General features: G+C 38.1%; 21 protein-coding genes. 3 read left to right on the top strand and 18 right to left on the bottom strand.

Features of this window, described 5'->3' with window-relative positions; translation table 11 throughout:
* Positions 1-44: 44 nt before the first annotated feature.
* The 15 genes from MHH73_RS04475 to kdgD form a co-directional block, all read right to left on the bottom strand.
* Positions 45-1,448 carry an amidase gene (locus MHH73_RS04475; protein WP_341065029.1) on the bottom strand — a complete coding sequence of 468 codons (1,404 nt, stop codon included), beginning with the start codon at positions 1,446-1,448 and terminating at the stop codon, positions 45-47.
* 17 nt (positions 1,449-1,465) lie between these two features.
* Positions 1,466-2,299 carry an ATP-binding cassette domain-containing protein gene (locus MHH73_RS04470; RefSeq protein ID WP_191815426.1) on the bottom strand — a complete coding sequence of 278 codons (834 nt, stop codon included), beginning with the start codon at positions 2,297-2,299 and terminating at the stop codon, positions 1,466-1,468.
* Positions 2,289-3,323: an ABC transporter ATP-binding protein gene (locus tag MHH73_RS04465; RefSeq protein ID WP_341065027.1), complete on the bottom strand. Its 1,035-nt coding sequence runs from the start codon at positions 3,321-3,323 to the stop codon at positions 2,289-2,291. The genes MHH73_RS04470 and MHH73_RS04465 overlap by 11 nt, the downstream gene beginning before the upstream one ends.
* A gap of 27 nt (positions 3,324-3,350) precedes the next feature.
* Positions 3,351-4,244, bottom strand: a complete 894-nt coding sequence (locus MHH73_RS04460) for an ABC transporter permease (RefSeq protein ID WP_341065024.1) — start codon at positions 4,242-4,244, stop codon at positions 3,351-3,353.
* 6 nt (positions 4,245-4,250) lie between these two features.
* On the bottom strand, positions 4,251-5,219 hold the full coding sequence (locus MHH73_RS04455) for an ABC transporter permease (RefSeq protein ID WP_191815431.1): 969 nt from the start codon (positions 5,217-5,219) through the stop codon (positions 4,251-4,253).
* A 22-nt stretch (positions 5,220-5,241) separates the two neighbouring features.
* A complete protein-coding gene (locus tag MHH73_RS04450) occupies positions 5,242-6,846 on the bottom strand; it encodes an ABC transporter substrate-binding protein (protein WP_341065022.1) in 1,605 nt (534 codons plus the stop codon).
* A gap of 445 nt (positions 6,847-7,291) precedes the next feature.
* On the bottom strand, positions 7,292-7,531 hold the full coding sequence (locus tag MHH73_RS04445) for a hypothetical protein (RefSeq protein WP_191815436.1): 240 nt from the start codon (positions 7,529-7,531) through the stop codon (positions 7,292-7,294).
* A gap of 324 nt (positions 7,532-7,855) precedes the next feature.
* A complete protein-coding gene (locus tag MHH73_RS04440; protein ID WP_341065020.1) occupies positions 7,856-8,179 on the bottom strand; it encodes a nucleoside triphosphate pyrophosphohydrolase in 324 nt (107 codons plus the stop codon).
* Positions 8,180-8,365: 186 nt separating this feature from the next.
* On the bottom strand, positions 8,366-8,896 hold the full coding sequence (locus tag MHH73_RS04435) for a competence protein ComK (protein WP_341065019.1): 531 nt from the start codon (positions 8,894-8,896) through the stop codon (positions 8,366-8,368).
* A 148-nt stretch (positions 8,897-9,044) separates the two neighbouring features.
* Positions 9,045-10,088, bottom strand: a complete 1,044-nt coding sequence (locus tag MHH73_RS04430; protein WP_341065017.1) for a DNA sulfur modification protein DndB — start codon at positions 10,086-10,088, stop codon at positions 9,045-9,047.
* Positions 10,088-11,167: a DNA sulfur modification protein DndB gene (locus MHH73_RS04425; RefSeq protein WP_341065014.1), complete on the bottom strand. Its 1,080-nt coding sequence runs from the start codon at positions 11,165-11,167 to the stop codon at positions 10,088-10,090. The genes MHH73_RS04430 and MHH73_RS04425 overlap by 1 nt, the downstream gene beginning before the upstream one ends.
* A gap of 568 nt (positions 11,168-11,735) precedes the next feature.
* The gene (gene gudD, locus MHH73_RS04420) at positions 11,736-13,094 is read right to left on the bottom strand and encodes a glucarate dehydratase (RefSeq protein ID WP_341065012.1); all 1,359 of its coding nucleotides are present in this window, start codon (positions 13,092-13,094) and stop codon (positions 11,736-11,738) included.
* Positions 13,095-13,112: 18 nt separating this feature from the next.
* Entirely contained in the window at positions 13,113-14,468 is a 1,356-nt protein-coding gene (locus MHH73_RS04415; protein WP_341065011.1) for an MFS transporter, read from the bottom strand.
* Between the two features lie 95 nt (positions 14,469-14,563).
* Positions 14,564-16,024 carry an alpha-ketoglutaric semialdehyde dehydrogenase GucD gene (gene gucD / locus MHH73_RS04410; protein ID WP_191815449.1) on the bottom strand — a complete coding sequence of 487 codons (1,461 nt, stop codon included), beginning with the start codon at positions 16,022-16,024 and terminating at the stop codon, positions 14,564-14,566.
* A gap of 4 nt (positions 16,025-16,028) precedes the next feature.
* A complete protein-coding gene (gene kdgD / locus MHH73_RS04405; protein ID WP_341065007.1) occupies positions 16,029-16,961 on the bottom strand; it encodes a 5-dehydro-4-deoxyglucarate dehydratase in 933 nt (310 codons plus the stop codon).
* Between the two features lie 174 nt (positions 16,962-17,135).
* Between kdgD and MHH73_RS04400 the strand changes: the two genes are divergently transcribed.
* Entirely contained in the window at positions 17,136-17,822 is a 687-nt protein-coding gene (locus MHH73_RS04400) for a FadR/GntR family transcriptional regulator (RefSeq protein WP_341065006.1), read from the top strand.
* Positions 17,823-17,875: 53 nt separating this feature from the next.
* On the opposite strand, the gene garD is transcribed toward MHH73_RS04400, so the two are convergent.
* Positions 17,876-19,411 carry a galactarate dehydratase gene (gene garD / locus MHH73_RS04395; RefSeq protein WP_341065005.1) on the bottom strand — a complete coding sequence of 512 codons (1,536 nt, stop codon included), beginning with the start codon at positions 19,409-19,411 and terminating at the stop codon, positions 17,876-17,878.
* A 292-nt stretch (positions 19,412-19,703) separates the two neighbouring features.
* On the opposite strand from garD, the gene MHH73_RS04390 reads away from it, so the two are divergent.
* On the top strand, positions 19,704-20,654 hold the full coding sequence (locus tag MHH73_RS04390) for a zinc-binding dehydrogenase (protein WP_191815457.1): 951 nt from the start codon (positions 19,704-19,706) through the stop codon (positions 20,652-20,654).
* 198 nt (positions 20,655-20,852) lie between these two features.
* On the opposite strand, the gene MHH73_RS04385 is transcribed toward MHH73_RS04390, so the two are convergent.
* Positions 20,853-21,320, bottom strand: coding sequence for a hypothetical protein (locus MHH73_RS04385; RefSeq protein WP_341065004.1), 468 nt, complete (start codon positions 21,318-21,320; stop codon positions 20,853-20,855).
* Positions 21,321-21,416: 96 nt separating this feature from the next.
* Between MHH73_RS04385 and MHH73_RS04380 the strand changes: the two genes are divergently transcribed.
* Entirely contained in the window at positions 21,417-22,583 is a 1,167-nt protein-coding gene (locus tag MHH73_RS04380; protein ID WP_341065002.1) for an IS256 family transposase, read from the top strand.
* Between the two features lie 89 nt (positions 22,584-22,672).
* Here the strand turns inward: MHH73_RS04380 and MHH73_RS04375 are convergent, their stop codons facing one another.
* Positions 22,673-23,449 carry a hypothetical protein gene (locus MHH73_RS04375; protein ID WP_341064999.1) on the bottom strand — a complete coding sequence of 259 codons (777 nt, stop codon included), beginning with the start codon at positions 23,447-23,449 and terminating at the stop codon, positions 22,673-22,675.
* Between the last annotated feature and the right edge of the window lie 127 nt (positions 23,450-23,576).

Below are 23,576 nucleotides of genomic sequence, written 5' to 3'. Positions count from 1 at the left end.
CCCTCTAGAGTGATCACACACGTATTTACCTTTGTAACTTTGCTTTAGATTGTTTTTTCTACTTGAAATACTTCATTTTTCTCTAAATACGCGACCCAATTTTCTGATTGTTCATATACTTCACCAATGGCTAATACTTTCCCTTCCTCGTAAACCCTCCCCATGATTTGAAATCCAATAGGCAGTCTTTCTGATGTAAAACCACAAGGAATAGTTAATATAGGTAACCCTAATAGATTGCCTAACGGTGTTTTTCCTAGACGAAAAATATTATTCACTGATTGTTCGGGACCGACACTTCCAATATCAAAAGGTGGAATGACATTCGTTGGTGAAAAAAAGACATCGATATGTTCTTCTATCATTTTAAACCTGATATGTTGTTGGAATGCTTGCTGATACTGTTTAGCCTGTATATACTCACTCGCCAATACACCCTTTCCAGCTTGCAAGCGGAATTGTACGTCCTCTCCATAGAGATGTGGTTTATCCAAAAACATAGATTCATGGAAAGCATACGCTTCTGCTTTGAAAATCATTTTTTGCGCTTCTATTGCTTCTGATATACCGACAATATCTACCTCAATTATTTCTGCACCGAGGCTTTCGAGTTTAGCTAATGCCTGATGAATATGCATAGCTATCTCTTCATCCATACCTTCAAAGAAATACTCTTTGCAAACTGCAACTTTTATACCTTTTAAATCCCCCAGTCTTGTACTAAGGTCCACCTGTTTTAACTTTTCGGCATCCGCACAAACTCTTAGGAGCGTACGACTATCCGCTACCGTTCTTGTCATCGGCCCAATATGGTCCAGACTTTTACTCAAAGGTGTACATCCAGCAGTACTTATTAAATCATATGTTGGCTTTAAACCAACTACACCACATAGAGCAGCAGGTAAGCGAATGGATCCGCCTGTATCTGTTCCCACAGCACCAAATGCCATTCCTGCTGCAACAGCCACCGCAGATCCCCCACTTGATCCGCCTGGAATTTTCATTATATTCCAAGGGTTTCTCGAAGGGCCATAATGAGGGTTTTCCGTTGTCGCTCCCATGGCGAATTCATGGAGATTTGTCTTCCCTATAATAATCGCACCTGCTTTTTTCAATAGCGTCACTATTTCCGCATCGTGATGGGAAACGAATTTTTCAAAGATTTTAGAACCGGAAGTTGTGACACTCCCCTTCGTTTCAAATATATCCTTAATGGCAATTGGTACCCCATGAAGCGGACCTCTAATATTACCTTCCTTTAACTCCTTTTCCAATACTGCCGCTTGTGTTAGTGCCTCCTCACTCATTAATGTGATATACGCATTTAATACTGAATCTACAGATTGAATCCGCTCAAGTAATTGCTTCGTCAGTTCTACGGGTGTAATCTCCTGATTCCTTAACATTTTTGAAACAGTCTCAATATCTTTGAAAAAAACATTTTCCATTCAGGATTCCCTCCATTTTATATAGCAGATTGTTTGCGATAGTATTCTCCTAAATCCCCATCTAATGTAAGAATGGAACTTAATAGTTTTTGTGTTACTTCATGTTTAGGTTTTCTAAACAATTCAATTGTTGGGGCGGTTTCGATTAGTTCTCCCTTTGAGAGCACAGCTACTTTGTCACAAAAATAAGCCACTAAGTCTAAATTATGCGCAATAAAGAGATACGTTAATTGAAATTCCTTCTGCAAATCAATTAATAGATTAATAATTTGGGCTTTGACCGATACATCCAAAGCCGAGACTGGTTCATCTAACACGAGGAATTTCGGTTTCACAATCAATGCTCTAGCAATGCCTGCGCGCTGTCTCTGGCCACCGGATAATTCATGTGGATATCGATGATAAAAATCCGCTCTCAACCCTACCACATCAAGCATTTCAATTACCTTATTATATTGATACCCTGCATCACTATTTGAATGAAACTTGTTTAATGGGTGAAGGATTTGTTCACCAATTGTTTTCCTTGGGTTAAAAGCTGAACCAGAATCTTGAAAAATGATTTGCATCTCACTTCTTAACTTATCCATTTCTCCCTTTTTCATTGACAGAATGGACTTGCCTTCATATTGAATATCACCAGCCGTTGCTTCTATTAACCGTAATACCATACGCCCTATCGTGGTCTTTCCAGATCCCGACTCGCCAATTAATCCAAACGTTTCACCTTTCTTGATGGAAAAGCTCACATTGTTTACAGCAAGCATTTCTTTTCGTGGTACAAACAATGACCCCTTGTTACCATAAACCTTTGTTAAACCTTGCACATCTAATAATGACTCATTTTGCATAGGATTCTCTCCTTTCAGTCAATAAACAACGAACTAGATGATTCAAGTCAGGTGAGTGAACTTTCTTTAGTTCTGGTAATTTCGATCGACAAATATCTTTCGCCATATGACAACGGTTTGCAAATCGACAACCACTGCTTAAATTCATTAAATTTGGTGGCTCCCCTTTTATTTGAAACAATGGCTTCTTTCCAACACCATCTAGGAAAATCCAATCTAAATCGGGTATACAATTGAGCAAACTATTTGTATAAGGATGTTGCGGGTTATAAATGACTTCACTTGTCTTCCCCTGTTCAACAATTTGGCCAGCATACATTACCGCTACACTTTCGGCTATTCTAGCAACAACACCGAAATCATGTGTAATAATAAGAATAGCTGTTCCTAAGTCACGATTAATTTTTTTAAATAGCTCAAGTACTTGCAATTGTACAGTGGGATCCAAAGCAGAAGTCGGTTCATCTGCAATAATAAGATCAGGATCACAGGCGAGAGACATGGCAATAACTACCCTCTGTCTCAATCCCCCACTTAATTGATGCGGATACGATTGAAAAACTCTCTTTGCTTCATCAATCCCCATCTCCTCTAATAAATATAGGGCTTTTTCTATCGCCTCTCTCTTAGATAAATTGGTTTTATCTAAAATAATTTCGATAATCTGTTTACCTACACGATAAGAAGGATCTAGAGAAGTCATTGCATTCTGAGCAACGAGGGAGATTTTTTTTCCTCTAATCTGTTGCATCTCCTTTTCCCCAATGTCCAAAATACTTTTCCCTTCCACTTCAATTTCACCTGCATAGCTATCTAGTAAATTCTTCGTAATCATTTGCAAGATGGAATGGATCGTCATCGATTTTCCCGACCCTGACTCTCCCACAATTGCCATGATATCTCCCTTATCAATCGATAGATTAATATGATCAAGTACTGTCATCGAACCTTCTGGTGTATGAATCTTCGTCATTAAATTGGTTACATTTAGAAATGCTTCCTTCTTTCTTACCGCCTGAATCATTTCGCCACCACATCCTTCACTTGATTATTAAGCGACCATTGCCTTTTTAGCGTTCACTTTCTCCTTTTTCACCTTTGATCTTTCATATGGATCGAGAGCGTTTCTTAATCCATCGCCAATCATACTGAAGGCGAACGAAAGAATTAAAATCGCGATTCCTGGAAAGAAAGTGACAAACGGATGACCTAGCATTAATAAATCACTGCCATCACTAGCCATTCTGCCCCAATCTGCTTCAGGTGGCTGAACCCCAAGCCCAATAAAGCTGAGACCAGCTACTGTCACAATCGTGACACCAGCAAGTGTAGTACTATAGACAATCAGTGATGGCAAGACATTCGGTAAGATTTGTTTAAACATTATTTCTATACGGCCTACCCCAAAAGCTTTCGCTGCTTCAATGTATTCCTTTTGACTTTCTTGAAGGGTATCAGTATAAACAACGCGAGTCATATAAGGAATTCTGACAATAATCATCGCAATAATGACATTGAGTAAGCCCGGTCCTAAAATCGCAGCAATAGCTATCGCTAACAACACGGCAGGAAAGGCGAAGAAAACATCCATTATACGCATAATGATATTGCCAACAACCCCTTGATAAAACCCTGCAATAATCCCTAACCCAATACTTATCACTGCTGCCATTACTACAGGGACAACTGCTGAAATTAATGACGTTTGTGTCCCAAAAATAATCCTACTTAGAATATCTCGTCCTTGTTGATCTGTACCCAATAGGTGACCATCTGTACCAGGTGGCATGAGCCTAATACTCCCCTCAGCCACCTCATTCGGATGGTAAGGCGCTAGTATAGGCGCAAATAAAGCGACTAAGAAAGCAAATATTATAATAACTGCACCAACCGTAGCTACTTTATCAGTTAAAAAAGCGCTACAGGCTATCTTCCACCCCTTCATTTATTATCACCCCGCATTTGATTTAATTGAATCCTGTAACTTCGGACTGAGCCATACATTCAAGAGATCAACAATGAGATTAACGATGACAAACGTAATGGCAATCAATAATATTCCTGCTTGAATGGTTGGATAATCATTGGATGTCACAGCAACATATAATGCTTGCCCAATACCAGGCCAATTAAAAACAACTTCGCTAAAGAGTGCGCCTCCCATTAAGTAACCCACTTGCATACCAGAAATATTAATGATCGGGGGCAAGGAATTTCTTAACACATGTACAATGTTGATCTTCGACTTCGACAATCCGAACGATTGAAAATACTTTACATAATCTTTTTGTAATGTATCGATAATCGTGCTTCTTGTCAGTCTTGCAATCACCGCTAAAGATACAGTAGCTGTTGCGAATGCTGGTAATATTAAATGATGAAGTAAATCCATCCATCCACCCGGACTTCTCATATTGTACATACCGCTCACCGGAAATAATCCCATTTCTAATGAGAAGAGCCACATAAGCATTAGAGCAATCCAAAACACCGGCATGCTCGCACCAATTAACGCTACACCCATACTTGCTTTATCTAAAATACTCCCCTTACGTAAAGCACTAATAAGTCCAAGAACGACACCAAGTACCACACAAATGAGCAGACTAGCGACAGTGAGAATCATACTATTTAAAAATCGTGGGAGAAGCTCTTCAGTAATCGGTGTATGAAGAGTATGTGAATAGCCTAAATCCCCCTGTAGTAATTGCCCCATCCAGCTCGTATATTGCACAATCATTGATTCATTCAATCCCATCTCCTCTCGTAATGATTCAACCGCTTCTGCTGTCGCATCTCCTCCTAAAATCGACTTTGCAGGATCACCAGGAATTAATTGAATTAATAAAAAGACAAAGATGGTTACGCCTAAAAGCACAGGAATTGTCGATAATATTCGATTGATAAAGAACCTTGTCATTTACTTCCCCTCCCAGCACTTTTTATTGATCAATCCAAACAGGTGCGAGCGTATACCATTCTTCTGATGGAACAACAAAGCCTTTCACTCGCTTATTTACTACATAAGGTGCCGTATCATGGACAATAGGTGCGAAAGCAGCATCTGTCATTATTTTTTCTTCCGCTTTCTTCCACATTTCTAATGCCTCTGCTTCACTTTTTGCCGTAGATGCACGGTCTAATAATTCATCGGTTCCCGCACTTGCATACTTCCCTGAATTAAAACCACCTGGAGCAACAAAGTCCGAATGAGCAACCATCGATAAGAAAAATGGCGATGTTCGCCCTGCAGACATTTGATTCATACCGATGGATGAATCCATGCCATCACTATATCCTGAGAAATAAGTAATCCATTCCTGTGTATCCAATGTGACGTCAATTCCTACTTTTTTCAAATCCCTTTGAATCCATTCAGCAATATCAACAGGCATTAATTGTCCCGAACCATCTACTGAAGTTTGCAATATCATGTTAAACCCATCTTCTAGACCCGCTTTGGCTAATAACTCCTTTGCCTTTTCTGGATCATACTCATACCATTTACGACTCGAATCAAAGTTCACCGATCCAGGAGATTGTATCGTATAGGCAGGAGAAACCGTTCCTTTTAACAACTGATTGGCAATTCCCTCTCGGTCAATTGCATAGTTAATCGCTTGTCTAACCCTTTGGTCTTGCATATATTCATTATCAAAGTTAAATGTTAAGTACCATACATGTGGAGGTGTGCCAGATAGAATATCAAATCCTTTTTCTTCTAAATTTTCAATCGCATCAGGCGGTGGGACAGCAATGATATCCACTTCATCATTTTGCAGGGCCAATACTCTACTAGCTGGATCAGACATTGGTCTAAAAATAACAGTGTCTAACTTCGCTTTTTTGCCCCAATAATCTTCATTTTTCACTAGCGTAATATTCTCTCCACGATTACGATCACTAAATTTAAATGGACCCGTTCCAACAGGTTTTTCCCCGACGCTATCATTGCCACCTGTTATGATTGATTCGGGACTAACAATTTGCAATGAATTAATCTGCGCTAGCATTCTTGGAAATTCTGAAAACGGCGAGTTCAAATGAATATTGAGCGTATATTCATCTACCACTTCACTTTTATCAAAAAACTTCCATGTTCTATACGTCCGACTTGACCCAATTTTATCGAAATATTCAAAATTTTTATTAGTTAGTCTCTTTATATTGAAATCCACAGCCTCTGCATTAAATGGCGTCCCATCATGAAACTTGACACCTTTTCTTAGGTGGAAAGTATACACCTTTCCGTCCTCAGATACTTCCCAACTTTCCGCTAACACTGGAATGAGCTCTGGAACAGCCGCCTCTTCAGATGACTTGCTCAAATCTTCTCCAATTAAAGGCTCAAACATTTGGTAGTTAATCCTCATCGTTACCCAACCGCCAGCCCGGTGGGGGTCTAACACATCAGCTTCTGATTCCATACCAATGATTAATTCATTACCATATGTTTTTCCATTGGTTGCTGCACTAGGCATATTGGTACAAGCTGCCAACGTTGTGACTAATAATAGTAGGATAAAATAATGTAATGTATTCTTCATTACTGCTTAAGCCCCCTCTCCTTTAACTTATCCTAATGAATGAAGTAAATATGGCGCGCTCTTCCTTTTTGATTCATTGACTCCTTCCCCTTTCATTTCAAAACGTAATACCGTCAGTTGAAACTCTTTTTTCTTTATGTCCTGCCCCCTAATATTGCTTAAAATACATATCGCGAATATGTTTTATTAAGACTTTCATTGCTCCTAAACCGCGTTCATTGTCGTTGCAATCAATTCAACTAGTTGCTCCTTTAACAACTTTAAATGATAACGGACTAAAGCATTACTATCTAAAAAAATATCCTTATGAAAATGTAAAAAGTAAGGAATAAGATCAATTAAATAGTCTCAATCTACCATATCGTAGCTAATCACTGGAAAGTGGTTATAATGTTCATCCAGCTGTAAAAATAATGGATAAATACCCACTCCTTCATAAGGAATATTATAAGACAAACTTGCTTTTGGAATGGATTTCAATGCTATTTGAAAATGGTGAAGGTCCAGCAAACATATACTTATCTACTGGCAATTTATAATCTTCAATCAACCTTGGTGATTGTTCTACAGATTCATACAATAGTGGAATCACATTGCTCCCTTCAAACTCCGAGGCAATGTGACAAATCTCTTGACCAAGTGGAACAGGACCATCAACCGCCTTCTGCAATTCAATAAACTCCACCTCCAAAATTCCTTGTCTTTAATATGTCGTTAATTATCTTTGTTATAAAAGACAACGTCAATGAACTTGTAAGGAAATGTGACATAAAAACATTAAAAAGAGGTAAAATTCAGATTATTTTCCTATACTAAGGCTTTTTTGAGAGCGTTATCAGATATTTCTTGTGGATACAAAGTCCTTTGTTGGTTGTTTAGAGGATAGATTGTTAGATTTTTTCACATAAAAAAAGCACATGATTTCATGCATCATGTGCTTCTTATTGATTCTTTTGTGGGGACGGGACATTTATTTGTGATAATTTCCGTCTTAAAGATTATAATAAACTTATTCTTGCACATCTATCAAAAGAACCCGCTCCTCAAACCTTCCTCTTTGTTGAGCTTTTATTCTTCTAATCTCATCTAATTCATCAGCTGACATATGTTGTGCTGCTGATAATGCATATACGACTTCAAGAATATCGGCTAGCTCTTCACCTTGGTCCTTCAAGTGCTCTGCCTGGAGATATTCGTTTACTTCTTCTTTAAGTTTATTTTTAAGTGCTATTGTATATTCAGGGTGAGATAATGTTCTTGTATTGTAGGATTTCCCCAACACTTGGATAATATCAGGAATCTTATCACGTACTAATTTGTTATAAGTGGGCAAATGTAGTCTCCTTTCTATCTATTATAATTGAGATTGACTCACTCTATATTTATAAAAGTTCACTCCATCATCAACGAAACTAGCTTTAGCGCTACTCTTATTGCGAAACCAATAGCAAAGACTCCTTCTTTCTATTATTAACGATGCTAGAGTTTGCTCTTCATCATATATGATCAATCTTATTTATTACTCTTCTTTTTCCTCACTAACCTTTTCAGGGAGCTCGATTAAATGGACGCTCGATTGCTTCTTAATTGAATCTTCAATACGCCCGCGCAGAAGAATTGCTTGATTCTTTCTTCCATTTGCTACCTTATAACTAATAGGATGGTAGAAATAATAGCCGCTTGTTAAGATAATTTTTGTCTGTTTTTTGTTATCTGGCTGAATATCAAGAATATGAGCTAAGGAAACAAATGTATTCTCAAGATTTTTTTGTGAAGAAAAGTAGAACCAATACATATCCGTGGCACCGCAAATACGAAAAGGTGGTGTACTTTTTTTATCTAGCTTGTACTTTGCTGCTTGTAAGGCACCTTGATAGGTCATGCCATATTCTTTTAAGCTCTCTTTTACGATTGCAATAGGCGGTTTCGCTACGTTAAAAACCCGATTTCTTCCTTCAATCACCTTTGTATGAATATAGTTATTCTGAACTCTCTCTGCTTTTAATGTAGCTGTGCTTTCGTTTATTATATAATTTGTACATGTCTCCAATTTTATCGCCCTCAATTCTTATTTAGATATTTTCAATTGATTAAATTAAGGGTATACTAACTAGTGTTGGTATACCCAACGATGGAGCGCTCAAGTCCTATGTCTACCCGGACTAACTTGAGTGCTTTTTTTGTTTACTCAGAGATCTCTAGGCCTCACCCCCTTGACTTTCCAGCCAATGAATGATTTTCCGGAGAGAAGCGACATCCTTATTAAGAAAGAACATATTTTTTCTCCCTTTGACTGAACCGTTAAAAGTCTCCCAAACTGGATTCCCCTTGCTCCAGTCCACACCTTGTAATGCCTCCATCCGTTTTTTCATGAGCTTCATTCTAGTTGAGAAATCTTTATTTTTACAATTCTTATTTGCATATAGTGCAACGGCTAATACGAGTGGAAAATCAGCTAACATTGAATGATGAAAATTCCCAATTTTATGAGGTGGAACCATTGCAAATAAATAATCGAACCACAACCGGATCAATGCTACATATTGATCTTGCGTAAGTTGTAAGTAAATCGACTGCTCGTTTTGGATGTCTATTCTTTCAGTGATGAAAATATGTACAACTTTTCTTAATTGCGTTAGTGAAAGAAAATGCTCATTTGCAGGACGTACAACCATAAGCTTATCCTTGTCAATCCCCGCTTCTTGAAGACCGTTAACCGAATGGACAACACGGTTCGTTAATAAATTTAAACCCTCCCTTGAATCATATTCAATTTTCTTAGATAGTGCGACTTGCTTACCTTTTGTGTTCATATCAATATACAGTTGCCAAGCTTCACTTGATGTCAAACCATTGAATAATTGTATGGGAATCTGTGTTTTTTTGAGCATATTTTGAAGGTCATAACCTAATTTTATTTCTTCTTTATTATCGCTATTTATATATTTATCTACTAAACCCTCTAGCTGACAATACGCTTTCAATCTATGTACACCATCAATCAGGACTAATTTTCTCGGTAGGTAATGTGTAAATTCAGTTGGTTCTGTGGTAGCTACAAGGGGAGGTAAGTAAATTTCTTGCGATGCAATGTTATCAGAAATATACATGCGGATATTCCTCACATACTTTTGACTCGTTTCTCTCAATTTAATTTGTTCTTCTTTGACCATTTGTATTAGCGTTAATAACGGATAAACTACTATTTTATGTTCCTTTACCTTTTCCTGAAAGGCATTCATCACATCTCCTCCTCAATAAGGTTAATCAAATTATGAGCAGTCCTTTTCATATTTCTGGCAGATGAAACATTTTTTAGTTTTTGAATTGAATGGTCATAAACATGACTGACAATTGCATCTTGATGTTTCCAGTTACATTGCAGTTTGTCTAACAATTGAATCGCAGTAAAATAATCAACATCATTCTTGAGTTTTAAACGATTCACACAATAAGCTAGTGCCACTTGGACGCCAGGAAGCCCACAAATATACTTGTTGCGGTTTTCCATACCTTTTGGAAATATTTTCTTCCAAGATAGAAAAAAAGCTTTCGCAACCGCTAACACTTCATCCTCCTTGCAATAGTCACTTGGGTTTCCTTTTTTATTCGCTAGCCTTCCTTCAAATAATGCTATTAAACATTTTCTTATTACGACTAATGTCGTTAATGCAGAGCTATATTTTGTAATCCTTGAAGATTTGATATCAATTTCATATTCTTCCTCTAATTCACAAGCAACCTTCCTTGCCAACATGGCATAAGCATCTCTTTGATCAAACATCACTCGCTTACCAATATTGGCCTCACGTCTTTCTACATTGTAATCTTTAAAAAGTTGCCTCTCACTCTTCGTATCCAAATCAAGATAAATTTGCATCGTAATTGGTAAATGCTCCAAATGATGAATATAAGTATCTATTGGTTTAACAACCTCTACATTTCCATATTCCTCTGCTGACTCCTTCTCCATACGAAGCTGTGTAAGTGCACTTAAAATAGCGCCATTTCGATGTTGTCCATCTATAATAGCCATTTTCTCTTTTGGAACTAACATCCAACCATCCTCTGACTCTATTACTGCTTTTCGTGCTGAAAAAATAAAAGGGGAAAAATAAAATGGTTCGTTATTTTTTAATACATGTATGATAAAATCTTTAATTTCTCGCCTTTTACTCATATCCATCTTCCTTTGGACATTTTCATCAACAGTAATATAGGTATTCATTGTTTTAAAAGGTATTTGTATCATTAAAACTCTTTTACCAAATTGAATAAAATCCTTACCTTTCACTTTTGCTAGGACATCATTACTATGCATGTTGTTCACTCCCAAGACCTTTGTCTTAGTTATTATACATATCTTTCAAAATATTTAAAATATATTTCACCATATTTTTTCTTTTTTCTCTCTTTTTTTTACTCGCTTTCCTTCTAGAAGTTAAACTCCTTTTGTTTTAAACCTTTACTATCTCTAAACTATTGACAAACATATGAATATACAGCATAATTAAATATTTATAAAAATACGCAAGTGACTATTTGTAAACTTATCATTCTATTGAATATAGTCAAAGAATCTATCAGATCATTCTTGATCATACGAATAAAAAAGGCATTAGTTGAAGTCACTTCAGCTAATGCCTTTTTTAATAATTGAATTTGTTACGATAAAATTCAGCGATTTCCTTTTTTATCTCTATCAATCTTGTTATGCACCTTGGGTCCTTTTATGTATATACACTCAACCTAACTTTTCTTCACACTTTATTCTTTATGTTTCCTTTTATATACAAGTTCCATTAGTTAGATATGAAAATCAGCTTATGCTAAGTGAAAGTTTTTAAAATAAATAACACCAAGACACAATCCTGGTGTTATTTAACCTCTTATCTAACCATACAAGGCTTCTTTGGATGGAACTGCCAATTCGGAATTAAATATTGCATGCTTTTGGCATCGTCTCTGCTGCCAAGTCCGTATGTTTTATATAGTTGATGAGCATCTGCTAGTTTCTCTCTATCTATCTCAATGCCTAAGCCTGGTTTTGTTGGTACATCGATTTTTCCTTCTTTTATTATGAAGGGCTCTTTCGTTAAATGTTGACCTTCTTGCCAAATCCAGTGTGTATCAATAGCTGTTACTTTCCCTGGTGCACTAGCTGCGACATGGGTGAACATCGCCAGCGATATATCAAAGTGATTGTTAGAATGGGAACCCCATGTTAAGCCAAAGTCCTTGCATGTTTGGGCGACTCTCACAGAGCCTTGCATCGTCCAAAAATGAGGGTCGGCAAGGGGAATATCAACAGCTTGCAAGCGAATACTATGTGCCATTTGTCTCCAATCTGTAGCAATCATATTGGTTGCCGTTGGTAAGCCTGTTTCTAAACGAAACTCAGCCATAATCTCTCTAGATGAGAAGCCATTTTCAGCTCCACATGGGTCTTCTGCATAGGCTAGAATATGATTCTTTCCTTTACATAATGCGATGGCTTCATTTAAGGACCAAGCGCCATTAGGATCGAGTGTCACTCTAGCATGAGGAAAGCGTTCTTTAATGGCTATGATGGATTCCATCTCTTCTTCGCCATTAAACACGCCGCCTTTAAGTTTAAAGTCTTTAAATCCATATCTTTCGTATGCAGCTTCAGCAAGGGCTACCACCCGTTCTGGTGTGACGGCTTCTTCATGGCGTAACTGAAACCAACGACTGTCATCGCTTGATGGTGATTCATACGGAAGATCTGTTTTGTGTCGGTCACCAATATAGAATAAATAGCCTAATACTTCAACTTGGTCACGCTGCCTACCTTCTCCTAGCAAGTCGGATACTGGTACATTCAGATATTTACCAAGTAAGTCAAGAAACGCCGATTCGATAGCTGTAACTACATGTATGGTTGTGCGTAAATCAAAAGTTTGTTGTCCTCTTCCTGCTGCATCCTTATTAGCAAATGCTTCATTGACCTGTTTAAGCACTTGTTGATAAGCACCAATTGAACTACCCATTATTATCTCCGTTGCAGCTTCTAGCGTTTGCCGAATAGATTCTCCTCCAGGAACCTCACCTACTCCTATTCGTCCTGAATGATCATGTAAAATTAAGATGTTTCGAGTAAAAAAAGGGGCATGAGCGCCACTTAAGTTCAAGAGCATGCTGTCTCTACCTGCAACAGGGATGACCTCCACCTTTGTAATAACGGGCGCTTCTTTAGCTATCACTTTATTTACTATATTTGCTTCCATACGTTTCTACCTCCCTTATTAAACTTTCTTTAATTCTACTCGCTTAATTTCTCCTACAAGGAATAGATAACTTAATATTGCGACTAATGCACTTGCACCAACAAACAACAATGCCATATTAAAAGATCCAGTTGTGCCAACGATATAGCCGATAATGATTGGAGTTGTAATACCTGCTACGTTACCAAAGGTATTAAACAACCCGCCGCTCACCCCTGACATTTCTTTCGGAGAAGTATCTGCGACCACTGCCCATCCCAGTGCCCCAAATCCTTTTCCAAAAAAGGCAAGAGACATTACAAAAACAACTATCCATTCTGTTGTCACATAGTTAGCAATCACAAGGCTCATAGAGAGAAGTAAACCGGTGATAATTGGTATTTTCCTTGCTGCCGTTATCGAGAAGCCTTTCTTCAATAAAAAATCAGAGAATGTTCCTCCCAATATACCCCCGATAAATCCACAGATAGCAGGTAATGAAGCGGCTAAACCTGCCTCTAATATATTCATTCCTCTTTGATCCACTAAATAGACTGGGAACCATGTTAAGAAGAAATATGTCAATGTTGTTATGCAATATTGACCTAGGTAAACACCAAGAAGCATTTTATTGCTTAATAATTGCTTTATATATTGCCAGTTTGGCCCTTGCTTTTTCTCCTCTTGACTGGCCACATTATCCATATCTACTAATGCGCCACCTTCTTTTATATAATCTAACTCTGCCTGATTAATCTTAGGGTGATCTTTCGGATTATATATCGTTTTTAACCAAACAAAGGCAACAATGATTCCAATGGCCCCCATGAAAAAGAAGACATATTCCCAACCAAAAGTGAAGGTGATATACCCCATGATAGGTGCGAATAGAACGGTAGCAAAGTATTGACCTGAATTGAAGATCGCTGCCGCTGTCCCTCTTTCCGCACTAGGAAACCATGCAGCTACAATCCGACTATTCGCAGGGAAAGATGGTGATTCAGCCAACCCTACAAAAAATCTTAAAGCAAATAAAATAATGACAACTGTTGTGACTGATTGGAATGAACCTATTAATCCTTGTACAAAAGTAAACAAAGACCATAGGAAAATACTCCAAAAATAAACACGCTTAGAGCCAAATTTATCAAGCAACCATCCACCAGGAATTTGCCCTAATACATAAGACCATGCAAAGGCAGAAAATAAATACCCCATCATAACAGAATTGATACCTAAATCACTTGATAACGCTGGACCGGCAATGGATAAAGTAGCACGATCAGCATAGTTGATAACTGTGACAATAAAGATCATTAAAACAATTAACCATCTCGCCTTTGTTTTCTTTCCTGTTGCTGGTGTTATTTGTCTTTCCGATTTAAGGACTGCCATGGTAATCACCCTCTTTTATTTTATTGAATGTAAGCGTAAACAATCTACTGTTTTTTAAAATGATGAGTAGACTACACTGCCCACTCATCCTGATGTTACCCTTTCACAAAAACGGTCTTAATAGATGTGAAGAATTCTTTTGCTGCTTCTCCTTGCTCCCGTGAATGTGAACTAGATTCTTTCATGCCACCGAATGGTGCTTGTAATTCAACTCCAGCACTCTCAGCGTTTACTCGAATCAATCCCGCTTCCATCTCTTGCACAAATTTCAGCATTCTTGTAATATTTCCCGTAAAAATCGACGCACTTAAGCCATAGGCTGAATCATTAGCTAAATCAATTGCTCTTTCCATAGAAGAAACTTTCATAAGGGCAATAACTGGTCCAAAGATCTCTTCTCTAGCAATTGCTATATTCTGATCCGCTACTTCAAAGATAGTTGGTTCGATAAAGTAACCATTATTTACCTTGTCCTCATACGGTTTGCCACCTAAAATGAGCTTTGCACCTTCATTGATCCCTGTTTGAATGGCTTGTAATACACTCTTATATTGTGTTTCACTTGCACACGGCCCCATCCAACTATCTGCATGAATACCTGCTCCAATGGTAATTTTCTTTGTTTCGGCAATAAGCTTTTTTATGAATCTATCATATATTGTTTCTTCAACAATCACGCGGCTCGTTGCTGTACACTTTTGTCCAGTAGAAAGAAATGCACCTTTAATAACAGCGTCCACCGCTAACTCTATATCAGCGTCTCCAGCGACAATTACCGGATTTTTCCCTCCCATCTCAAGCTGGTACTTCGCTCCACGTTTCATCGCCTCATGAGCGATTGATTTACCAACTGCATTTGAACCAGTAAATGTAATCCCTTTAATTTCTGGGTGTGCGGCTATACCTCCACCAACAATCGTCCCTGATCCTGTTACCATATTCAGAACACCCTTAGGTAATCCAGCGTCTGCAAAGCATTTGGCAATTTTCGCAAATGTAACAGCGCTTTCACTGGCTGGCTTTATAACCACTGTATTGCCATAAATCAAAGCTGGTGCCACCTTCCAAATTGGAATAGCAACTGGAAAATTCCACGGAGTGATAACCCCCACAACTCCTAGAGGTACCCTTGTAGTAAACATCAGCGCTTCATTATCAGTAGATGGAATGACATCCCCTACTTTCCTCATTCCTTCTCCGGCATAATATTTTAAAATCGCTATGCCTCGTTTCGTTTCACCCTTCGTCTCAGCCAGCGTTTTTCCCATTTCCCTTGTCGCACATTCAGCAATTTCTTCTAACCGTTCCTCCATTATGGCTGCTACTTTATAAAGTATTTCGCCTCGCTCTGAGCCACTTAAACCTCTCCATGTCTTCTGAGCATTTTTCGCTGCCTCCACCGCTTTATCTAGATCCTCTTTTGTTGACAATTGGATATGACCAACGATTTCTTCTGGTGCAGCTGGATTTATACTTTCAATTGTCTCATTTGAAGTGGACTCTACCCATTCTCCATTAATATAATTCAAGTAGTTCGCAGTTGTAACTGTACTCATTTGCTTACCCCCTTACCATCTTTTGTTTCTTCGGATACTTCTCTTTAGCCAACTGCAAAATACTTTCTAATTGTTTGTAATGTTCAGGTTCTACGGATGTGAATGGTGCACGTACCCTGTTTTTCACAGGTAGCCCTGTCAGTTCCATGCCTGCTTTAATTAACGAGACTGCGTAGCCCTTGCGCTGCTTACGAATTTCATTTATTGGTAGAATAATATCTTTGTATATTTCATGTACCATTTCGCTGTTCCCTTGCAACAAAGCATGGTAAAACTGTCTTGAAATATGAGGGATATAATTTGAAATCGCGGAAGAATATGAATCAAACCCTAACGGGATGTAAGCCGGCATTGTCACTTCTGCCATAGGCATGCCATTGAGCCAACTTAAACGGTTACCAAAGCGATTGGTTAGACAAATATTCAGTTCCATATTCCCTACACCATCTTTTAGCCCAACAAGTTGCTCTAAATCTAGTAATTTCTCTAATGTGCTAAGTTGTAAAATCGCGTTATTTCTTTGATAAACAATAGCATTTAGTGAAGTTTCTGAGATTACTTGATACAGATAATCATATAACCCCTCTTGTTCACCTTCTGCTAAATAGGGAGGTAATACAAGAAAGCCATCTGCTTTTTTATTCTCTGATATGCGTGCATATGAAAGAGCATCCTGAATATTTCCACCTACACCTGTATAAACAGGTACCTTACCACCGGTTTCTTGGATGGCAACATCAATCATGATTTCATATTCCTCTTTACTTAATGATTGGAACTCTCCTGATCCACATGCGATAAAGATTGCCTCTAATCCTTCTTCGAGCAAAAATCGAATATTAACTGCTAACGCTTTTTCGTCTAACTTTCCATTTTCATCAAATGGAGCTACAGGGAATCCGAGAATACCTGTAGGTGCTTTTCTAGATGAATGCATGTTTCATTCCTCCCTTTTCAATTTGTTATGTATAATTGTAAGACAAATTAAATTAACTGACAATATATTTTTTGAAAATTTTATTTATTTTTCTGAAGGGCTTGCTATTCTTTTAATTCTATTTGTATTACAATTAGATTAATTAAACTACTGTAATTTGGATGGTGGACAATTGTGAAGAAAGATGCACTTGATTTAATTAGTAGCCAAGTCGTACGAAAAACATTGGCTCAGCAAGTAGAGGAACAAATCATTGATTTATTAATTTCAAATAAACTTAAACCCGGTGATAAACTACCTCCGGAAATGGAATTAATGGAACTTCTAGGTGTCAGTCGTCCCGTCATGAGAGAGGCGATGACTTCTCTAGAATCTCTTGGTATTGTAAAAAGAAAAACGAGAGATGGTACTTACTTTACAGAGAGCATTAGTAATAAACCATTTTCTACTATGCTTTCCCTAGTAAGTGACAATATTGAAGCAATCGTTGAAGCACGCACCTCTTTAGAACTAGGCCTTGTCACATATGCAGCAGAGAAAATGACTGCTGAAACACTTGAAGCATTGAATGATACAATTATCCAAATGGAAAATTCAGTCGACAACGAATACGGTGAACATGACCTTATGTTTCATCGAATCATAGCCCTTAGTGTAAATAATCCTGTCTTACAAGGAATGATTGATTCGCTCTTAATCTCACATGTAAAAATCAATGCACAAATCAAATATCGTGAAAAAGAAAAAACAATCAAACATCATAAAGCCATTTATGAAGCACTCAAGGAAAAAAAGCCTCAAGCTGCCTTTCAAGCAATGTACAATCATTTAAAGTTTGTTGAAAGAAAAGTATTAGAATAAAAAACGAACCCAAACCGTATGTAAACGGTACTGGGTTCGCTTTTTTTATCTGCTTAGGTAATCGGCGCAGGATTAAATAGAGCTAAATCATTATGAAGCCCCCATTGATCTGCCCATGTCTTTCTTTCTCCACTTGCTACTTCAATAATGTGGTGGAATATTTCCCATCCTACATCTTCAATTGTTGCTTCACCTGTGGCAATCGTACCTGCATTTACATCAATTAAATCATTCCACTGTTCTGCTAGTGTATTTCTTGTGGATACTTTGATAACGGGTGCCATTGCCAAACCATACGGTGTACCTCTACCAGTTGTAAACACTTGCAGATGCATGCCAGAAGCTAACTGTAATGTACCGCATACGAAATCACTTGCCGGTGTGGCCGCATAAAGGAGGCCTTTCTGTATTGCCTTTTCTCCTGGTGCAAGTACACCAGAAATAGCACTACTACCCGATTTCACAATTGAACCCAATGATTTCTCAACAATATTAGAAAGACCTCCTTTTTTATTGCCAGGAGATGGGTTCGCACTTCGATCTGCTTTACCTTTTTGAAGATACTCATCATACCATTGCATTTCCTTAATTAAAGTGTTTCCAATCTCTTCCGTTTCGCAACGAGGTGTCAGAAGATGAACTGCATCCCTTACTTCAGTTACTTCAGAAAACATGACGGTCGCACCAGCTCTTACTAAAAGGTCAGCGGCATAACCAACAGCAGGATTTGCTGTAACACCTGAAAAAGCATCACTTCCCCCACATTGTAAGCCGACCACTAAATCGCTTACTGAGCAAATTTCTCTTTTGCGAAGGTTTAATTTCTCTAACTTTTCTTCGGCCATTTTCATAATGCTTGCTACCATATCTGAGAAACCTGCTTGCTCTTGTAATGACAATATGTCTCGATCTTTACCATCAGGTGTGAGCATTAATGGAGATAACTTCTCACAACCGAGACCGATAATTAAAGCTTCTCCCCCAAAGTTCGGATGTTTAGCTAAATTCTGCAATGTCCTTATCGGGATTACCGCCTCAGGCGCTTGGATGGCTACTCCACATCCATACTGATGATTAATAGCTACAACATCATCTACATTTGGATAGTTTGGTAGTAATTCTTTTTTTATTCTCCTCACAGCAAAATCAAGTACACCTACAACACATTGCACGCTTGTTGATATTCCCAAAATATTCTTTATTCCTACGCTTCCATCAGGATTGCGAAACCCTCGGAATGTATAGCCCTCTAATGGTGGAAGGGAATCAGGCACACGATTCGCTATATCTAGCTTATGTAAATCTGGTGGTACTGGAAGCTCAACCATCGACTCTTCTACCCAACTTCCTTTCTTAATAGGTTTCAGAGCTGTCCCTATCACCTCACCATAACGGATAATCTCACCCTTTTCAGCTATATCTTTAAGTGCTACCTTATGTCCTTCTGGTACTCTACTAGTAAGAACAAGCCCGCTAGAAAAAGTTGTACCTTCTTTTAACCCACCAGCATTAACAACAATTGCTACATTGTCTTTTTCATGAACTTTTATAAAAAGGGGCTCTTCTTTTCGTTTTGTATTCGATTGCATAAAACATCCCTCCTCATTTTGTATTATTGTAAGACAAATATACACAACGGTCAATAAATAGTAAGAATATTTTTAAAAGTATATCATTTGTATTGAAGTCAAGCTTTTATTTATTATAGAAAAAGTAAGTATAGAGGAAAGCCAGTAATATATTACTATTTTTGATACAGTATACAGATTACATAAATAGCGTTATAATTTATATTGTCGACAATGTACAATTATAATTTCAATTTAATTGGCGAATCCTAGGTGAGAACCATGGTAAAACTTATAGAAAGAAGGGGTTAATATGAAAGGCTGGGAATTTACAGCAACCAATGTACCATTAAAATTAGTAGAAAAACCAGATCCAGTAGCAACTGAGGGTCGTGTGATTATCGATGTAAAGGCAGCTGGACTTTGTCATTCTGATGTAGGCGCTCTGAATGATCCAAAATGGATGGATATTATTGAGAAAAAACCAATCATTATGGGACATGAAGTAGCAGGTATAATTACTGAAGTCGGTGAAGGTGTAACCGATTTCAAAGTAGGAGATCGTGTGGGTGTTTGTCCTATTAGCTTAGTTGGTATGGGACCTGGATATGGTTATGATGGAGGCTATTCAAATAAAGTATCTGCACCTGCAGTTGACCTTGTTCCCATTCCTGATGGTGTGACTTATGCACAAGCTGCAGCTGGCACCGATGCAGGAATGACTTCTTATCACGCAATGTTCAAACGTGGTGAAGCTAAACCAGGAATGAAAGTTGCAGTAATTGGTATCGGCGGATTGGGCCAAATTGCTGCTCGCGCAGCTGTTGTTGCTGGCATTGAAACGTATGCAGTAGATGTAAGCCCTAAAGCACGTGAATTAGCTAAAGAAATTGGTGTAAAAGATGTCTTTGAAGATATTAAAGAATTAGCCGATATTGCACCAGATTTAGTTGTCGATTATGCAGGCTTTGGCACAACAACAGCTGGCGCAATCGATGTTGTGGCACCCGGTGGTAAAGTAGTATTAGTAGGTATGGGGAAACTAGAATCGACTATTAATACTGATCCACTTATTTTAAAAGCAGCCAGCCTACTTGGAAGTGTTGGTGGAGATAAATACGATATTGCAGAAGTATATAAATTAATGGCTTCAGGCGATATCAATCCAGCCATTTCTGAAATCACATTTGATGAAATTGGTGAAGGATTAGCTCGTTTAGAACGTCATGAAGTGACAGGACGTTTAGTAGCAATTATGGATTAATCGAAAGGGGTTTGGAAATTATTTTATTCCAAGCCCCTTTTTTGTCATGTGATTAACTAAACTTTTATTTGAGGAAGATATAGCACATAGAACATAATTTTGTAAAGAGCTTTTCTGAAAGTACAAAGACACGGGATTCTATCTCAGTCATTTTGCGCTTCAAAATTTAAGTGCCTCTATTTCTAGATTCGGTTTTTTCTAAGAAAGAGCATGCGATGACAACAGTGTCAGCTTTGCGGTCCTTATTTTCTTGCTCATCGGTTTTTTAGCATCGAGTCCGGCTTTTGATACGCTTATTTTCTGGTTCATCGGATTTTCAGCATCGATTCCGGCTTTTGATACGCTCATTTTCTGGCTCACCGGTTTTTTAGCATCGAGTCCCACTTTTGACTCGCTTATTTTCTTACTCATCGGTTTTTTAGCATCGGTTCCGACTTTTCCTACGCTTATTTTATGGCTCACCGGATTTTCAGCATCGAGTCCCTCTTTTGCCTTGCTTATTTTCTTGCTCACCGGTTTTTTAGCATTGATTCCGACTTTTGATACGCTCATTTTCTGGCTCATCGGTTTTTTTGCATCGGTTCCGACTTTTGCTACGCTTATTTTCTGACTCATCGGTTTTTTTGCATCCATTCCGACTTTTGACTCGCTTATTTTCTGGCTCATGATTAAGTCCATATAATTGTGTAAAAAGAAGAGTCATTTTATTCCTTCTTGTCAACACTGTTTTCAACGACGATAAACAATGAAAGAGGAATAAGAATGACTCAAATACAGTTTAACCTAGATTTGGATGTTTTAAAAGAAGCCGTTATAAACTCAAATATTGATACTGTGGTTAGATCTGCTATTGTCCTTGTATTAAATGAATACATGGAAAAAGAAAGAGATCAATATATACAAGCTGCTGGTTACGAACGCACGACTGACCGTTTAGATTATCGTAATGGCTACTACGAACGTGATTTTACGATGAGTATTGGGAAGCTAAAACTTAAAGTACCACGCACTAGAAATGGTGAATTTTCAACTTCCGTTTTTGAAAAATATGCACGATGTGATCAAGCCTTCGTTATCTCAATGGTCGAAATGGTGATTAATGGTATATCTACTCGTAAGGTTACACATATTGTGGAACAGCTTTGTGGGGAGAACGTTTCAAAGTCTTTTGTTTCCTCTCTTACTCAAAAGCTAGATCCTATCGTTAACGACTGGGCCAAGAGACCACTTAATGTCTCCTACTATCCTTTTATCTTTGTGGACGCTATGTATATTAAGGTGCGCGAGCACCATCGAGTTGTCTCCAAAGCGATTTATATTGCGACCGCCCTGACTGATAAAAACACTCGTGAGATTCTTGGCCTTCAAGTTGATCATGTTGAGAACTATGATAGCTGGAGTCGATTTTTTCAACAGCTTAAATCCCGTGGACTTCAGTCTCCAAAGCTCGTTATTTCAGACGCTCATCAAGGTCTTCAAAAAGCAATTCTACGGGAGTTTATCGGCACTAGCTGGCAGAGATGTAATGTACATTTTAAACGTAATATTATCGAGAAACTCCCAAAGAAAGATTCTGGTGAAATTAGGACGATGGTCAAGCGGATTTTTGAAGCGGTAACTATAGAGGATATGAGGAATTTCAAAGAGGAACTTATGAACCAATTCGGTGAAAATCCTAAATTCACAAACGCCTTAAAAATCCTTGATGAAGGCTTTGAAGATACCATTCAATATATGGGACATTCACAAGCTCTTTGGCCTCATATAAGAAGTACGAATTCATTAGAACGGTTAAATCAAGAAGTTCGTAGAAGGGAAAGAGTCATACGGATTTTTCCTAACACTCAGTCCGCTTTTCGTTTAGTGGGAGCTGTCTTACTTCATTATCAACAAACGGTTTACCAAAAGAGAAAATCCTTATGCAAATAGCCTCTACATTTGAGTGAAACTTCCATTATAGATGGTTTCATAGCCAGGGTGGACTGTCAAAGTGAGGAGCCTTTGACATCCCACCCTGGCTATGAAGGAATAGAACCATGGAAGATTCCCTCAAAAAATGTAAGGGGATAAATCATATCACTAATTAATAGTTGAAAACAGTGGTTTAGAATTTTACACAATATTAAGGACTTGACTTGGCTCATTGGTTTTTTAGCATCGGTTCTGACTTTTGATACGCTCATTTTCTTGCTCATCGGTTTTTTTGCATCGATTCCCACTTTTGACTCGCTCATTTTCTGGCTCATCGGTTTTTTAGCATCGGTTCTGACTTTTGACTCGCTTATTTTCTGGCTCATTGGTTTTTTTGCATCGGTTCTGACTTTTGACTCGCTTATTTTCTGGCTCATTGGTTTTTTTGCATCGGTTCTGACTTTTGACTCGCTTATTTTCTGGCTTATTGTTTTTTTAGCATCGGTTCTGACTTTTGACTCGCTCATTTTCTGGCTCACCGGATTTTTAGCATCGATTCCCTCTTTTGATACGCTCATTTTCTGGCTCACCGTTTTTTTTGCATCGAGTCCCATTTTTGCCTCGCTCATTTTCTGGCTCACCGGATTTTCAGCATCGATTCCCTCTTTTGCCTTGCTTATTTTCTTGCTCACCGGTTTTTTAGCATTGATTCCGACTTTTGATTCGCTCATTTTCTGGCTCATCGGTTTTTTAGCATCGGTTCCGACTTTTCCTACGCTTATTTTCTGGCTCATCGGTTTTTTTGCATCCATTCCGACTTTTGACTCGCTCATTTCCTGGCTCACCGGTTTTTTAGCATCGGTTTCGACTTTTGACTCGCTCATTTTCTTGCTCACCGGTTTTTAAGCATCGATTCCGGCTTTTGACTCGCTCATTTTTTTGCTCACCAGATTTTCAGCATCGATTCCTTCTTTTACGATGACGCTATTATTCTACTGATTTTTAACAACG

Source organism: Cytobacillus sp. FSL K6-0265, assembly GCF_038003465.1.
In the GTDB taxonomy this organism is placed as follows: domain Bacteria; phylum Bacillota; class Bacilli; order Bacillales; family Cytobacillaceae; genus Cytobacillus; species Cytobacillus stercorigallinarum.
This window is presented reverse-complemented; position numbering and strand designations above follow the sequence as displayed.